Origin of the sequence: Azospirillum sp. TSH100 (genome assembly GCF_004923295.1) — a bacterium.
Taxonomy (GTDB): Bacteria; Pseudomonadota; Alphaproteobacteria; order Azospirillales; family Azospirillaceae; genus Azospirillum.
In genome coordinates, this window is record NZ_CP039639.1 from 483,933 (window position 1) to 498,809 (window position 14,877).

Consider the following 14,877-nt stretch of genomic DNA (forward strand, 5'->3'; position numbering starts at 1 on the left):
ATCCTACACCAGCTTGTACGGACGGACGTCACTTCGGCAGCGCATAGGCGATCACCGAATCGCCGCCCTTGGTCCCCAGCGAGCCATGGCCGCCGGCGACCACCAGAACATATTGGCGGCCATCCTCGCCCTGGTAGGTCATCGGCGTCGCCTGACCGCCGGCCGGCAGGCGGCTTTCCCACAGCTGCCTGCCGGTGGAGACGTCGTAGGCCCGCACATAATAGTCGATGGTGCCGGACAGGAAGGCGACGCCGCCCGCGGTCATCATCGGGCCGCCCAGGTTGGGCACACCCATATGGAAGGGCAGCGGAACCGGCGAGGCGTCGCGGGTGGTGCCGTTCTTGTGCTTCCAGACAACCTTGCCGGTCGTCAGGTCGGCGGCGGCGACATAGCCCCAGGGCGGCGCCTGACAGGGCAGCCCAAGCGCCGAGACGAAGGGGCCGAGCTTTATCGCGTAAGGGGCGCCGAAATTCTCGTTCAGTGCCGGCAGGCTGAATTTGGGCCGCTCCCCGCCCTGGACATACAGATCCTTGTCGTTCCGGCGCGGCACCAGCTGCGAGACGAAGGCGAGATATGTGGGCGTGGTGAAGGCGATCTGGCGCTGCGGATCGACGGCGACGCTGCCCCAGTTGAACACGCCGAAATTGCCGGGATAGATCAGCGAGCCCTGCAGGGAGGGAGGGCTGAAGCGGCCGTCATAGCGCAGCCGCTTCAGCGCGATGCGGCAGGCGAGCTGATCGAACATCGTCGCCCCCCACATGTCCGCCCCGGTCAGCGGCGGCGGGTCGTAGGAGAGGGCCGAGACCGGCTGGGTCGGGGCGGAATGGTCGCCTTCGGCGGCGCCCTGCGGCGCCGGCTTCTCGGTCACCGGCAGCACGGGCTGGCCGGTGCGGCGGTCCAGCACGAACAGCTCGCCCTGCTTGGTCGGCTGGACCAGCGCCGGAACGGTCCGGCCGTTGACGGTCAGGTCGATCAGGCTGGGCTGCGCCGGCACGTCATAGTCCCACAGGTCGTGATGCACGGTCTGGAAGACCCAGCGCACTTGGCCCGTCGCCAGATCGAGCGCCACGACGGAGGAGGAGAAGCGCTCGACCTCCGGGCTGCGGTTGCCGCCGAACTGGTCGGGCGGCTGGTTGCCCAGCGGCAGATAGACCATGCCCAGCGCCTCGTCGACGCTGGCGATCGACCAGCTGTTGGGCGAGTTGACGGTGTAGGTCTGGCCGTCGGCGATCGGCGCGGTCTGGTCCGGCTTCGCCGAATCCCAGTTCCACACCAGCCGGCCGCTGTCGGCATCGAAGGCGCGGACGACGCCCGATTGCTCCTTGGTCGAGACATTGTCCAGCACCGTGCCGCCGACGACGATCAGCTTGGCGGTCACCACCGGCGGGGAGGTCGAATAATAGGCGCCGGGCTGGACGTTGGGCATGTTGGCCCACAGATTGACCTGACCATTCTCGCCGAAGCCGGTGCAGATCGACCCGTCCTCCGGGTTCAGCGCCACCAGACGGCCGTCGGCGGTCGGCATGTACAGCTTGGCGGCGCAGGCGCCGGCCGCAGGAGTGGAAACGGCGGCTTGCGGTGCCGGGCGGTAGGACAGGCCGCGGCAGGTCAGGTGCTGCAAGGCCAGCTGTTTGGGGTCGATTTGCAGGTCGCGGCGCCAGACCTCCTTGCCGGTGGTGGCGTCCAGCGCGATGACATGCTGGTGCGGCGAGCACAGGAACAGGCGGTTGCCGATTTTCAGCGGCGTCACCTCGAAGGTGGTTTCCTTGGGATCGCCGGGCTGGCCGCGCAGATCGCCGGTCTCATAGCTCCAGGCGACCTGGAGCTTGTCGACATTCTCCGGGGTGATGCCGGTCAGCGGTGAATAGCGCTGGCCATAGCCGGTGCGGCCATAAGCCTGCCATTCCCCGTCCGGGATTGCCGGACCGGACGCCGGTCCCGCCGATGCGGTCTGCTGGCGGGTCGGAACGGTGCCGTCGATGCGGTGCGGGTCGGTGAACCAGGAGGCGACGGCGACCAGCAGCACGATGACCAGCGAGGCGGTCAGGGGGAGGCCGGTGCCGCGGAAGACGCCGACGGGATAGGCACCCGGCGCCGGCTCGCCGGCCATTGGTTCACGCTCGCCCAGGCGGCGGGTGATCCAGGGCAGCAGCAGCAGGAAGCCGACCACGGCGATCACGTCGCCGCGCGCCGACAGCGGCCACCAGTCCAGCCCGACCTCCCACAGCGCCCAGATCAGCGTGCCGATCACCAGCAGCGCATAGACCGAGAGCGCGGCCGGCGAGCGCTTCGCCAACAGCGCGGCGGTGGCGAGGAACAGCAGGCCGGCGACGGCGTAGTACCAGGAGCCGCCGAGCAGGATCAGCCAGAGCCCGCCGCCCAGCGCCCCCAGCCCCAGAATCGCCAGCAGGATGACCATCGCCCAGAGGGCGAAACCGCCCTTCGCCCATAGGACGAGGCTTCGTTCGGAATGTTTCATGGCACGCACCTCGACCGAAAGCTTTTCGGACCGAACAGCCGGGCACGGCCAAGGTTGCGGCGACAATGGGCCTTTATCCCTTATCACCTTGCAAGGCTGGCCTTCAGGCGAAACATCGGAACGGGGGCGGCACGGCTTTTGTTGAAAGGTGGAGGATCCCGGAATCGGCAAGACGGAGGCCGCCCATGCACCGCCACCCCTGGAGCGAGGAGTTCGTCAAGATGAGCCCGCAGGGCCGCTATCGCGGCGTCGGCCCGCGCAACTATCGCCGCTCCGACGAGCGCATCCTGGAGGACATCAACGAACGCCTGACCGACGACCATCACATCGACGCCTCCGACATCGGGGTGAGGGTGGAGGGGGGCGAAGTGACGCTGTCCGGCACGGTGACCGACCGCGCCGCCCGCCGCCGGGCGGAGGACATCGCCGAAAGCGTGTCGGGCGTCGGCCATGTGCAGAACGACCTGCGCGTCGCCAGCCGGAACGCGCCGGGCCGATCCACCAGCGTCGGAATGGGCGAACGGGTGGAGCCGGCGGCCCCGCAGGGCGAAGGCAGCGTGACCGGCCCCGGCGCCCCGGCGCGCGACGCGATGGTGGCGGCACTCGACAACAGCTCCATGGTGCTGGGCAAGCAGCCGCTGCCGGAGGACGACACCCTGCGGCGCGGCGACGCCATGGCCGGTGGAGGGGCCGGTGTAGGGGCCGGCGGGAGCGGCCGGCGCTGACCGCGACGTCCCTGCACCGGAAGCGCTGCTGCCCTGCGCGGAGGATCGGAAGGCCTGAGGGGGTGCTTAACCCTTGGTTAACCGGCGGGGACCATTGTCCCGCGGCTAATCGAGTATCCCCTCTCAAGCCTTCTGGAACAGAGCAGCTGCCATCATGGGCAACAAGACCATCAAGCTTTCCGACAAGACCGGCTATCGCGACGTCGCGCTGGACCAGCTGCCGCGCAATGTGCGCGCCGCCGTCACCGACCTGTCGACCAAGAACCCGGTCGCCGACATCATCGTCGACCAGTCCGGCATGCTGTACCGCATCCACCTGTCGGCGCCCGCCAACATGTATGTGGATGTCCTGGCCGTCGCCTGACACGACGCCACAGCTTTCGCCACAGCTTTCAATGTACGGAAGGGCGGCCTTGCAGCTATTGCAGCCGCCCTTTGTCGTTCCGGCCCTCCAACCGGGCCAGGGCGCGGTTCAGCAGCCGGGGCGGCAGCATCGCCACGGCCCCGTCGCGAACCGCGCGCACATCCTCGATGTCGAGACCGGTGGCGGCGGCCAGCTGATGGTCGTCCAGCTCGCGGTCCTCCGCCAGCAGCGTGATCCAGCCCGCCAGCGTGCGGGCCTGCGCCAGTTCGGTCCGGTTGTTGAACCACAGACCAACATCCGGCCGGCCAATCGGCCCAATCGGCGTTGCGTTTTCGAAAGGCATATCGGGATCGAACGACGTCATGGACGCACCTCCCCTCAGCTGTTTCTTTCGCACTCGCAGCAAACACGCACCTTGACCCGGTGCTTTTGTTCTCCTTCATCTACGAAGTCTGCCGGAGGATTCCAGAGGGTGGTAGGCATTATTCGGCACCTCCAACGATTTTTCTCCTGACTTTTTGCGCTGCGGCAGGCCCGGAAAACGCTGCCCCTTGTGCCTTTCCGTGATTCTTTGAAACTGTCTTCACCGGCCGGGGGCTAGGGCCGGGGCATGGGCTCGGCGTATAACCGGTGTCATCGTCCCGCCTCCCCTGCGCATTTCGGAACCACCGATGCCTGATTCCCTGCTGTCCGACTCTCCCTTGTCCGGAGCGGCCCTTCTCGCCCGCATCGACGCGCTGGCGGCGATCAGCGCCGAGGACGGGCGGCTGTCGCGCCTCTACCTGACGCCGGAACACCGCCGCGCCAACGACCTCGTCGCCGGCTGGATGCGGGAGGCGGGGATGGGCGTGCGCGAGGACGCGGTCGGCAACATCATCGGCCGCTACGAGGGCGAGCGGCCGGGCCTGCCGGCGCTGCTGATCGGCTCCCATCTCGACACCGTGCGCGATGCCGGGCGCTATGACGGCATGCTGGGGGTGCTGACCGGCATCGCCGTGGTCGCCGACCTGAAGGCCCGCGGCCGGCGCCTGCCCTTCGCCGTCGAGGTGATCGGTTTCGGCGACGAGGAGGGCACGCGGTTCCAGTCCACGCTGATCGGCAGCCGCGCCATCGCCGGCACCTTCGATCCGGCGGTGCTGGAGACGCGCGACGCCGCCGGCACCCGGCTGGCCGACGCGATGACCGCCTTCGGACTCGACCCCGCCGCCTGGGCCACCGCCGCCTATAAGGCGGACGACGTGCTGGCCTATGCCGAGCTGCACATCGAACAGGGGCCGGTGCTGGAGGCTCTCGGCCGCCCGGTCGGCGTTGTCACCGCCATCGCCGGCGCCACCCGGCTGGCGGTGACGGTGGAGGGCATGGCCGGCCATGCCGGCACCGTGCCGATGACCCTGCGCCGCGACGCGCTGGCGGCGGCGGCCGAAATGATCCTGGCGGTGGAGCAGCTCTGCTCCGGGCAGGAGCGGCTGGTCGGCACCGTCGGCCGGATCGAGGCGTCGCCCGGCGCCACCAACGTCATTCCCGGCAAGGTCCGCTTCACCATCGATTTGCGCGCCGACCGCGACGGGCTGCGGCTGGAGCGGGTCGGCGCCGTCCGCGCCCGGCTGGAGGCCATCGCCGACGCCCGCGGCGTCGCCATCGGCTTCGAGACGCTGCATGAAAGCCCGGCCGTCGCCTGCCACCCGGCGCTGATGGCGCAGTTCGCCGCCGCCGCCGAGGCCGAAGGGCTGGATGCGCCGGAACTGCCGAGCGGCGCCGGCCATGACGCCATGGCGGTGGCGGCGCTGACCGACATCGCCATGCTGTTCGTGCGCTGCGAACGCGGCATCTCGCACAATCCGGCCGAGCGCATCACCGCCGCCGACGCCGAGGCGGGAGCCCGCGTGCTCGCCCGCTTCGTCGAGAATTTCCAGCCCGCAACCTCCATTCCGTGACGGACCGCCTGCCATGACCGACCTGTCCCCCTCCCTCGCCGCCACTCTCGACGAGGCGGTGAACGCCCGCTTCGACGAGGAGGTCCGTTTCCTGGCCGAACTGGTGAAGGTGCCGTCCGACAACCCGCCGGGCGACTGCGCCCCCCATGCCGTCCGCGCCGCAGAACTGCTGGAGGCGACGGGCTTCACCGTGGAGCGCCACCCGGTCCCGGCCGAGCTGGTGCGGGCCAACGGCATGATCAGCGCCACCAATCTGGTGATCCGCCACCGCTTCGGCGACGGCCCTACGGTCGCGCTGAACGCCCATGGCGACGTGGTGCCGCCGGGCGAGGGCTGGTCGAGCGACCCCTATGGCGCCGAAATCCGCGACGGCGTGATGTATGGCCGCGGTGTCGCGGTGTCGAAGTCGGACTTCGCCACCTATGCCTTCGCGCTGCGGGCGCTGATGGAGTCCAAGGCTGCGCTGAAGGGCACGGTCGAGCTGCATCTGACCTATGACGAGGAGGCCGGCGGCGAAATCGGGCCGAAATGGCTGCTCGACCAGGGAATTTCAAAGCCGGATTATGCGGTGTCGGCCAGCTTCGCCTATTCGGTGGTGACCGGGCACAATGGCTGCCTGCATCTGGAGGTGCAGGTCGACGGCAAGTCCGCCCATGCCGCCCGTCCCGACACCGGCCATGACGCGCTGGAGGCGGCGACCGGCATCCTGGCCGCGCTCTATGCCCACCGGCCGGAGCTGGCGACGCGCCGGTCGGACGTCGCCGGCATCACCCACCCGTCGCTGACCGTCGGGCTGATCCAGGGCGGCATCAACACCAACGTGGTGCCCGACCGTGTCACCTTCCGCCTCGACCGCCGCATGATCCCGGAAGAGAACCCGGCGGAGGTCGAGGCCGAGCTGCGCGCCCTGATCGAACAGGCCGCCGCCGGGCGCGAGGGAATCCGCGTCACCATCCGCCGCATCCTGCTGGCCCGCCCCTTCCGCTCCGTCGGCGACGCGCCGCGGCTGGCGGCGCTGTTCGCCGCCCAGGCTCAGGAGGTGCTGGGCGTTCCGGTCGGCCAGAACGGCATCCCGCTCTACACCGACGCCCGCCATTATTCGGAGGCCGGCATCCCGACCATCCTCTACGGCGCCGGCCCGCGCGACCTGCTGGAGGCCAACGGCCACCGCGCCGACGAGAAGCTGGTGCTGGAAGACCTGCGCAGAGCGACCCAGGTGGTGGCGCGGTCGCTGGCGGAGCTGCTGGGGTAAGCGGCTCCCTACCCCACCCGCTCGCCGGACGGCAGGCCCCCCGATGGCAGACCCAGCCCCCAGCCGGCCAGCTCCGAGCCGGCGGGATCGGGCTGCGCCGCGCTGTCCAGATTGGCCAGATGGCGGTCGATCATGCGGTCCAGCCGGTCGCGCGCCTCCCACACCGTCAGGCTGTGGTCGGAACGGTCGAGATAGGCCACCTCGATGCCGGGCAGGCCGTCGAGCGCCCGGCCACCCTCGCCCAGATGCAGGTAGAACTCGGCCAGCGTCATGTCGCCGCTGCTGTAGACCACCAGCACCCGCCGGCCTTCCGCCGACAGGCGGCGGAACATGCGCAGCGCGTGGCGGGTCAGGCCGGTGCGGAGAAGCAGCTTGCGGACGAAGCGGCCGGCGAGGCGCTTGGCCAGACCGGTCATCCGCGCCGGCTTGCGGATGCTGGCGCGCAGCCGGGACGGCTTCAGCGCCTCCATCAGATATTCCTTGGTGGAGCGGAAGGCGACCGTCCGCATCAGCTCCGACACGGCGATGCCACCGCCCATCTCGAACCGGCCGGGGTTCAGCACGATCTGGCCGACGACACGGTCGTCGCCCAGCCCGGCATGCAGGGCGGGCGTGCCGCCGGCGCACAGGCCGATGACGACGACGCGCTCGTGCCCCTGCTCCTCCAGCCAGTTGAGTGCTGCGCGGACGTCGTCCATCACCTCCTTGTTGTAGAGCAGATTGTCGGGGAAGCCCGGCCGGTCGGGGCTGTCGCCGATGCCGGCCGCGTCGATCCGGAGAGAGGTGTAGCCGCGCGCCGCCAGCCGCCGCGCCTGCACCACCGTGGCGCGGCCGGAGCCGACATGGTGGGTGGCGCCGCTGTTCAGGAACAGGATGGCCGGCCGGTTGCCGGCCGGGTCGGCCAGGACCGGCGTGCAACAGATGCCGAACAGCTCCGGCGAGGTGCCGAAGAAGATCGGCCGTTCGACCGCGGTCGGCATCATCAGCCCGGCCGGCCGGTCGGGCGGCGGGGTGGCGCCGCTGGCGAGCGGACCGGCGGCGACGATCCAGCGCAGAACCGGCTCGAACGCCACGGCGGCCTGGGCGCGCTGCGGCTGCTGGGTCAGCTCCATCATGCCGCTGACGCCCATCGGTTCGGCGACGGCGCCCAAGGTTCGCCAGCGCGCGGCCAGCTTCACCGGCGTCTTTCCCTCCGGCCGGTCGGCGATCAGGATGCGCGGGGCCGGCAAGGCCGGCGCATCGCAGGGATTGAGGCCGCCCAGGGTCAGCGCGGTTTCCGGCGTCAGCGGCATGCCGATGACGTTCAGCCAGGAGGAGCGCTCCGGCGGCTCCGGGTTGCAGACCGGACGCAGCACGATGGACGCCAGGGTCTGGAGTTCGCGGACCGCCTTGCGGCCCGAGGTGATCGGCGACAGCAGGACCAGCGTGTCGATGCCCTGTCCGTCGGCAGCCATCTCCAGCGCGGCGGCGGTGGCGAGCAGCGCGCCCATGCGGAAGCCGACCAGGGTGATTTCGGTGACGCCGGTGTCCTCGCGCAGGCGGCGGACCGCCGCCTTGATGCCGTCGAGCCAGGCGCGCACCCGGTCCGGCTCGCCGTCGTCCCCGGCCGAATCGCCGGAGCCGGGATAGTCGAACCGCAGGGTCGGCAATCCCGCCGACGCCAGGCTCTCGGCGAAGCTCTTCCAGGCGCGGTGGGCGCACAGCTCCTCATAGCCGTAGGGACCGCAGAGAACCACCCCGCGCAGCCCCTCGGCCGGGTGCAGCCATCCGAAACAACCCTCGAACACCACCGGCGTCGGCTTCATGCGTTCCCCCTGTAGCGGACGGGCGCCAGCGCGTTCAGCGCGTGGACCTCGCCATCCGGCACCATCCGTCCGGCCGATGCCGTCCCGTCCGTAACCCCAACTCCAACCCCCGAGCCGGTTCGCGGCCGCAGGCGGATCACCCGCTCGACGCCGGGGGAGAGATGGAACCAGCCGTCGTCGGCCTGGAACCGCCCGTCCTCCACATGCACCGAACAGGCGAACCGCTTCGTGGCAAGCCGCAACGCCCAGTCGTCCCCGCCCCCGGCCCCTTGGGCTTCCACCACCACCGTCAGCCCCAGATCAGCGCGCGGCAGCGAACGCCCCTTGGGGAAATAATGAGACTCGTCAATTGGTTCCGCGCCCCTTTCGGCCGACAGCAGTTGCGCCGTCACCACATCGTGCGAGATAGGCCCAAACCTGTAGGTGTAGGTCGTGTCAAAAAAGCGGTCGGACAATTCGGCGGCGGCCAGCGCGACCGCCCCCCTCGCCGGCAGCGTCACCGGCCGCTCCGCCTTCAGCACCGCCACCGCCCCGTCTCGCCACGCGGTCAGCCGCAGCAGTGCCTCGACCGGGCGGGCGGTGTCGTTGACCAGATGGACGGCCAGCCCATTGACGCCCTCGTCGGTCAGGATCACCCGCAGCGGCCGGAAGGCGCGTCTCAAAGCGTACCACGCCGGTTTCGGCGTGCCGTCGGCGGCGACCACGCCCCAGCCAGAACCCGGCCAGGGGTCGCGCCACTGCCAGACCAGCCCGCCGGCGCAGGTCGATCCGGCGCGCCGCCACTCGTCGAACACCGCCTGCATCACCTCCCCGGTCACCGCGCGCGACAGGCGGCGGTAGCGGTCGGGGTCCTCGTAGCGCAGGCGGCGCGGATCGACGGCGTAGAGGCTTTCCAGATAGTGCTCCCGCACATCCTCGAAGTCCCAGGAGGCGCCGGGGTCGCGCGGCACCCGCGCCTTCCAGCGCGGATGGTGGAGCGCCGGGACGCCGAGAGGATCGTCCTCGCCCAGATTGGCGAAGGCGAGGCATTCGCTGGCGAAGCGCACGCCGGCCCGCCGGGCATCCTCCAGCGGCCTCAGATAGGCGCCGACGCCGTAGTAATGGGTCACCCCGGCATTGGCGATGAAGGGCAGCGGCCCCCCGCTGGGCGAGTTCGGCACCTGGATCAGGTCGGGGCGCCGGGCCGTCGTCTCTTCCGCGATCACGCCGGTCAGCGGACTTTGCGCCCAGGAGGCGCGGGGCAGGCCCAGCATGGCCGCCTGCTGCTCCATCTCGCTGCCGCCGCAGAGCACCGCCAGCGACGGCGACGCCTGGGTGCGGTCGAGCAGCTGGGCGATCTCCGCCCGCACGCTGTCGAGGAAGGCGGCGTCGGTCGGATAGTCGAAATTGGCGAACATGGCGTCCTGCCAGACCAGAAGGCCCAGCTCGTCGCACAGCTCGAAGAAGGCGTCGCCTTCATACAGCATGGTGCCGCCGACGCGGACCATGTTGGCGCCGGCCTCGCGCAGGCGCCGCAGTTCAGGCTCGCAGGCCGCCCGGTCGGACGACAGCCCGAGCAGATCGACCGGCACCCAGCAGCCGCCGCGGCAGAACACGCGCTCGCCGTTCACAAGGAGGGCGAAGCCATTGCCATCGGCTCCGCGGTCGACGGCGAGCGAACGAAAGCCAACGCGGCCGAGGTCGATTTCAACCGCTCCGATCCGGGCGGTCACGCCATGAAGGACCGGCTCGCCATGGCTGTGCGGCCACCAGGGCTCCACGCCCGGCAGAGTCAGGTCAGCACTGAAGCCGTCGACGCCGTCGAAGGCCAGCGGCGCCGTTCGGCCGTCAACCTCGACCGAACCGCCGGTGCCGGCCGTCGCCCCTTCCACCGTCAGGCGCAGCGAGAGATGGCCGTCCCGCCCGTCATAGCCGCTGCGCAGGTCGGCGGCGAGGACGCAGCATGGGCCGGTCTCCTCCACCAGTTCCACCGGGCGGAACGGGCCGACGGCGTGGATCGGCGGGCACCAGCCCGGCATGTGGCCCAGCAGGGTGGTGCGGACGAAGCGCAACCCCGCCGGCTCGGCCAGTTTCGGTCGCCAGCGGGCGCGGCCCTTCTTCGCCGCCAGCACCGGGTGCAGGGCGTGGAAGCGGATGGACAGCTCCGCCTCGCCTGTCAGCGTCACCGGCACCTCATGGGCCAGATACATGCTGTCGGAGGTCAGGATGCACTCGCCGTCCAGCCGCACCTCCGCGATGGTGGCGAGGCCGTGGAAGCGCAGGGTATGGGGGCCATGGCCGGTGAGGCGGGTGCGGTAGACGAAGTCGTTGTCATGGAGCGGGGCGGGATCCTCCGCCGACCACAGTCCGGCGTCCCGAAGCGCCTGCGCGGCGGTGCCGGGAACCGGGGCGGGAATCCCCTCCCCGCCTTCCGGTCCGCCGGGCGCCGAGACGATCAGCGTCCATCCCCGATCCAGAAGGGTCCGCCGCTGTCCCGTGACCGATCGGATGCGGGCCATCGCCGCTCACCCGTACCGGCGGGCCAGACTGCCCATGACGGTGTCGTAGCCCCGCTCCAGCCGGTCGAAGCTGTCGGTCAGGTCGGGCGCCTTGCGCCGGGCCACCGTGCGGGCCAGCTGGAACTGCATCGCCTTGGCGCCCTCGGCGATCGACCGGCAGGCCTCCACCGCGTCGTCCGGGCCGTCGAGCCAGCGGAGATGGGCGCCCAGCAGCTCGAAATTGGCGCCGAGCTGGCGCAGCAGGTTGAAGGCGTAGAGGTGGAAATACTCCATCGGCCGGGCGAGCAGCCGGTCGAGATGCTCCGGGAAGGCGGCGCGGTAGGCCGTCACCGGGTTGCCGGCCGGACGGCGGGCGAGATGGCGGCGCAGCAGGTCGAGCGATGCGGTGACCAGAGCGCCCCCCTCCAGCGCCTTTGTGCCAGGCTTGACGAACTCGACGTAGGGGAAGAGCGGCCCGGCCGCCGCCGCCGCGACCCCCTGGTAATCGGCACCCTCCAGCCGGTGGAAGCCGGCATTGTGGAAATAGTCCATCGTCCCGGCGGCCGGATTGATGCGGACGATGCCGACCGTGGTCTTCACATGGGTGGTGCCGTAGGAGGTGCCGCGGGTGTCCGGCAGGTGGAAGCCGTCGACCTCCACGAGCACCAGACCGCCATCCTGGCTGCGTTTCAGCTGCTCGGCCACATGGGCCTCGACGCTGTCGTAGATCGCCAGCTCCTGCACGCGCAGGCCGTAGAGAGTCTCCAGATCCTCCAGCGGCACCTTGAAGAAGGTGAACTGGTCGCCCTCGAAATCCTGGGTGACGGTGAAACCGAGCATCGCCCGCGGTTCCAGCCCGCGGGCATGCAGCGCCTCGATCCACAGATCGACGTAGCAGTTGGTCTCGGGCCAGATGCGTTCTTCCTGGCCGCCCTGGTGCAGGGGATGGCGGTCGTAGCCGTCGGGCAGGTGCGGCGTCCACATGCGACCGGTCACCCCCACAGGACCTTGCGCACCGACGCCGGCCACTGCGCGGTGTCGAACCCATGGTGGCGGAACAGCGCCAGCGCCACCCGCTCCATGCCGAAGCCGACGCAGGCGGTGTGGGCGACGCCGCCATCGGCGGTGTGGATGTCCCACAGATGGCCGAAATGGTCCTGGTGGTAGTTGAAGCTGAGGCAGGCGGTCGGCTTCTCGGTGCTGGTGATCGGGATCAGCAGCTCGAACTTCAGCTTCTGCTCGCGCTGGCTGTTCGACAGCATGGCGCCGGCCCGGCCGAAGAAGGGGTCGTTGGCGACATCGACGTCGAGCGGCACCTCCAGCGAGCCCATCATCTCGCGGCCGCGCTCCAGCCACAGCTCGCGGAACTCCACCACCTGATCGGGGGTGCCGATGCGGATGTATTCGCGCATGCGGAACAGCTGCATGCGGGCGGGATCGATCGACGGCTCATGCCGGAAGCAGTAGGAGAAGACGTCGATCAGCTTGCCCTCGCCGGGCAGCGGGCCGCGCCGCGCGATGGTCGGATAGACCGGATAGCAGGCGGCCGGCGTCATCACCACGTCGGTCGCGACCTGATCCTCGGTCCAGTCCTGCCCCTCCTCCAGCCGGCGCAGCAGGCTGCGGTGCGCCTTCTCGTCGCCGCCGAAGCTGTGGATGGTGCCGGCCAGATGGGGAAAGCTCTTGAGATACTCGCTTTCCTCGAAATATTGGCGGTTCAGCGCCGGCGGGAAGCGCATCACCTCCGCCCCGTCCGGACCGCCCCAACGGGTGACCAGCGCGTCGAAACGCTCCACCACATCCTCGAAGACGCCGCTGCGGCCATAGAGGCCGTCCACCCCGGTGGGGATCAGCAGGCCGGCGTCCACCAGATCGTCGCGATAGGCGGCCTGGGCGGCCGTGATGTCGACCATGTTCATTCGAAGGCCCCCGACCCGTCGCGCTGGACGAGAAGCTGGGTGGAGATGTGCGACATGATGCGGTCGTTGCCGATCATGAGCGCGGCGGAATGGGCGTCGCGCAGATGGCGGCCCAGGCTGTAGGGGGTGTCGTTGCGGTAGCCGGCGAGACCGCAGGTGCGGATCGCCGCCTCCACGATCTCGCGCACCAGCTCCGAGCTGGTGACCTTCAGCGTGCCCATCGCCGTGGCGAATGACAGGCCGGTCAGCAGCTCCGGCGAGCCGCAGGCCAGCTCGTACTGGCGGATGGCGGCCAGGATCACGGCCTTCATCTGCTGGAGCTTGGCCGTCGCCTCCGCCAGCCGCAAGGCGGACGGCGGGGTGGTGCCGGGCTTGCGCTTGGCCTCCGAGCGGACGAAGGCGCGGGCGCGGCTGACGGCGTCGGCGGCGATGCCGAGCCAGGTGCTGCTCCACAGGATGTGGGTGACCGGCAGCATGGTCTGGGCCGACAGGTCGGCATAGGGCAAGGGCAGGATCTGGTCGATGACGCCCGCCGCCTCCAGCCGGTAGCCGTCGGAGCAGGTGCCGCGCATGCCCATCGCGTCCCAGCGGGTGGTCTTCTCCAGCCGGTAATCGTCCCTGGTCACCACGACCAGCACCTGATCCGACGACGGGGCGTCGGGATTGCGCCGCGCGGTGACCAGGATCACGTCCGACTGGTCGCCGTAGGAGATGACCGAGGCGTTCTTCGCCAGGGTGAAGCCCTCACCCTCCGAACGAACGGCGCAGACGCTGTTGCGGATGTCGCCGCCGGTCTCGGCCTCCGTCGTGGCGGAGCCGAGGAGAAGCTGGTCGGCGGCGATGCGCGCCATCAGGTCGCGGTGCCAGCCGTTGGTGCCGTGATTGACCAGACAGGCGATCTGGATCTGGTGCATGGCGTAGATCATGCCGGTGGCGGCACAGCCACGGGCCAGCGCATGGCAGGCCGCCGCCACCTCGAACAGCGAGGCGCCGCCGCCGCCGAGGTCCGCCGGGATCATGACGCCCAGCAGCTTCTCTTGGCGCAGGGCGTCGAAGGCCTCGCCGGGGAACCGGCCGTCGCGATCGACCGCTTCGGCATGGCGCGCGGCGATCCCGGCGCCGATGGCGCGCGCGCGGGCCGCGACATTGGTTTGGGCCGGGGCTTGGGCTGGGACCGAGGCTGTATCCAGCTCGGCCAGGCCGGCCGGGGCGGCGTTCACGCCTCGCCCCCGTCGACCAGGCCGCGCACCGCGTCGCGGATGGCGGCGATGCTCTCGAAGGTGCGGCGGTTCAGCAGCTTCTCCGGAAACTCGACGTCGAACTGCTCCTCCAACCCCAGCATCAGGCCGACGCAGCCGTGCGAGGTGAGGCCGGCGGCATAGAGGTCGTCATGGAGGGCGAGCGTCCCGGCATCGACCGCCAGCCCACCGCATTCCGCCAGGACGGAGCGGATGCCGGCGATCATCCCATCATCGGTCCCGCTGCCGATCCCGCTGGCGGCTCCGCCGGCGGAAGCGGAAAGTCCGGCGGTCCCGGCGCCCGGCGAGCGCTCGGAAAACGGATTGGCGTAAGGCGGGCTGGCATCCTGCGGCATTCTGGAATTCCCTTGGGGAAACTTGCTGATCAGAAGCTAGCCACGCCACCATCCTGCTTCCACTCGGCATCGGTATGGCCGCAACGCTATCCAAGTGATCGCTTTTTCGCCGGTGGGGGTAAGCACAGGGATAGGGTCGGTCGATGGCCCGGATGCCTTTGGTGCTGCCTGCTATGGCCATGATCCTTGCGCATAGGCTCCGCTTCCGGCTTGGCCTTGGCCGTTGGCAGGCAAGGGTCCGGAAACTCCGGCGCAGGGGACCGGCCGCGCGGCGGACGGGAAAGACCATTTCCCTCGTGCGAAATTTTTAGCTCTCTTTGGATTACCT

The 14,877-nt window shown here is 70.0% G+C and carries 12 protein-coding genes; 4 read left to right on the forward strand and 8 right to left on the reverse strand.

All coding sequences use genetic code 11. The features are described 5' to 3' along the window. Positions 1 to 28: 28 nt before the first annotated feature. Positions 29 to 2,479 (reverse strand): glucose/quinate/shikimate family membrane-bound PQQ-dependent dehydrogenase, encoded by a 2,451-nt coding sequence (locus E6C72_RS30125; protein WP_109444115.1) that lies wholly within the window; start codon positions 2,477 to 2,479, stop codon positions 29 to 31. Positions 2,480 to 2,664: 185 nt separating this feature from the next. Here E6C72_RS30125 and E6C72_RS30130 point away from each other — a divergent pair, with 185 nt between their 5' ends. Then, complete coding sequence (locus E6C72_RS30130; RefSeq protein ID WP_109444114.1) at positions 2,665 to 3,204, forward strand: BON domain-containing protein; 540 nt, start codon at positions 2,665 to 2,667, stop codon at positions 3,202 to 3,204. Between the two features lie 154 nt (positions 3,205 to 3,358). After that, positions 3,359 to 3,568 (forward strand): hypothetical protein, encoded by a 210-nt coding sequence (locus E6C72_RS30135; RefSeq protein WP_109444113.1) that lies wholly within the window; start codon positions 3,359 to 3,361, stop codon positions 3,566 to 3,568. Positions 3,569 to 3,623: 55 nt separating this feature from the next. Here the strand turns inward: E6C72_RS30135 and E6C72_RS30140 are convergent, their stop codons facing one another. After that, positions 3,624 to 3,932: a hypothetical protein gene (locus E6C72_RS30140; protein WP_109444112.1), complete on the reverse strand. Its 309-nt coding sequence runs from the start codon at positions 3,930 to 3,932 to the stop codon at positions 3,624 to 3,626. Positions 3,933 to 4,239: 307 nt separating this feature from the next. On the opposite strand from E6C72_RS30140, the gene E6C72_RS30145 reads away from it, so the two are divergent. Together E6C72_RS30145 and E6C72_RS30150 are read left to right on the forward strand one after the other, a co-directional pair. After that, on the forward strand, positions 4,240 to 5,502 hold the full coding sequence (locus E6C72_RS30145) for an allantoate amidohydrolase (protein WP_109444111.1): 1,263 nt from the start codon (positions 4,240 to 4,242) through the stop codon (positions 5,500 to 5,502). Between the two features lie 13 nt (positions 5,503 to 5,515). Continuing rightward, positions 5,516 to 6,754, forward strand: coding sequence for a M20/M25/M40 family metallo-hydrolase (locus tag E6C72_RS30150; protein ID WP_109444110.1), 1,239 nt, complete (start codon positions 5,516 to 5,518; stop codon positions 6,752 to 6,754). 8 nt (positions 6,755 to 6,762) lie between these two features. Here the strand turns inward: E6C72_RS30150 and E6C72_RS30155 are convergent, their stop codons facing one another. The 6 genes from E6C72_RS30155 to E6C72_RS30180 are packed head-to-tail and all read right to left on the reverse strand — an operon-like array spanning position 6,763 to position 14,549. Beyond that, on the reverse strand, positions 6,763 to 8,559 hold the full coding sequence (locus tag E6C72_RS30155) for an alpha/beta fold hydrolase (RefSeq protein ID WP_109444109.1): 1,797 nt from the start codon (positions 8,557 to 8,559) through the stop codon (positions 6,763 to 6,765). After that, positions 8,556 to 11,057 (reverse strand): glycoside hydrolase family 2 protein, encoded by a 2,502-nt coding sequence (locus E6C72_RS30160; RefSeq protein ID WP_109444108.1) that lies wholly within the window; start codon positions 11,055 to 11,057, stop codon positions 8,556 to 8,558. Before E6C72_RS30160 ends, E6C72_RS30155 begins: the two co-directional genes overlap by 4 nt. A 6-nt stretch (positions 11,058 to 11,063) precedes the next feature. After that, entirely contained in the window at positions 11,064 to 12,020 is a 957-nt protein-coding gene (locus E6C72_RS30165) for a DUF1839 family protein (protein ID WP_109444107.1), read from the reverse strand. Between the two features lie 8 nt (positions 12,021 to 12,028). Continuing rightward, on the reverse strand, positions 12,029 to 12,955 hold the full coding sequence (locus tag E6C72_RS30170; protein WP_109444106.1) for an amino acid--[acyl-carrier-protein] ligase: 927 nt from the start codon (positions 12,953 to 12,955) through the stop codon (positions 12,029 to 12,031). Continuing rightward, positions 12,952 to 14,175 (reverse strand): acyl-CoA dehydrogenase family protein, encoded by a 1,224-nt coding sequence (locus E6C72_RS30175; RefSeq protein ID WP_247876073.1) that lies wholly within the window; start codon positions 14,173 to 14,175, stop codon positions 12,952 to 12,954. Before E6C72_RS30175 ends, E6C72_RS30170 begins: the two co-directional genes overlap by 4 nt. Beyond that, a complete protein-coding gene (locus tag E6C72_RS30180; RefSeq protein ID WP_256379136.1) occupies positions 14,172 to 14,549 on the reverse strand; it encodes an acyl carrier protein in 378 nt (125 codons plus the stop codon). The genes E6C72_RS30175 and E6C72_RS30180 overlap by 4 nt, the downstream gene beginning before the upstream one ends. Positions 14,550 to 14,877: the final 328 nt, after the last annotated feature.

Coding starts and splice junctions, on each gene's coding strand:
- E6C72_RS30140 (WP_109444112.1), bottom strand. CDS start 3,932: ATGACGTCGTTCGATCCCGATATGCCTTTCGAAAACGCAACGCCGATT.
- E6C72_RS30130 (WP_109444114.1), top strand. CDS start 2,665: ATGCACCGCCACCCCTGGAGCGAGGAGTTCGTCAAGATGAGCCCGCAG.
- E6C72_RS30155 (WP_109444109.1), bottom strand. CDS start 8,559: ATGAAGCCGACGCCGGTGGTGTTCGAGGGTTGTTTCGGATGGCTGCAC.
- E6C72_RS30170 (WP_109444106.1), bottom strand. CDS start 12,955: ATGAACATGGTCGACATCACGGCCGCCCAGGCCGCCTATCGCGACGAT.
- E6C72_RS30145 (WP_109444111.1), top strand. CDS start 4,240: ATGCCTGATTCCCTGCTGTCCGACTCTCCCTTGTCCGGAGCGGCCCTT.
- E6C72_RS30135 (WP_109444113.1), top strand. CDS start 3,359: ATGGGCAACAAGACCATCAAGCTTTCCGACAAGACCGGCTATCGCGAC.
- E6C72_RS30150 (WP_109444110.1), top strand. CDS start 5,516: ATGACCGACCTGTCCCCCTCCCTCGCCGCCACTCTCGACGAGGCGGTG.
- E6C72_RS30125 (WP_109444115.1), bottom strand. CDS start 2,479: ATGAAACATTCCGAACGAAGCCTCGTCCTATGGGCGAAGGGCGGTTTC.
- E6C72_RS30165 (WP_109444107.1), bottom strand. CDS start 12,020: ATGTGGACGCCGCACCTGCCCGACGGCTACGACCGCCATCCCCTGCAC.
- E6C72_RS30180 (WP_256379136.1), bottom strand. CDS start 14,549: ATGCCGCAGGATGCCAGCCCGCCTTACGCCAATCCGTTTTCCGAGCGC.
- E6C72_RS30160 (WP_109444108.1), bottom strand. CDS start 11,057: ATGGCCCGCATCCGATCGGTCACGGGACAGCGGCGGACCCTTCTGGAT.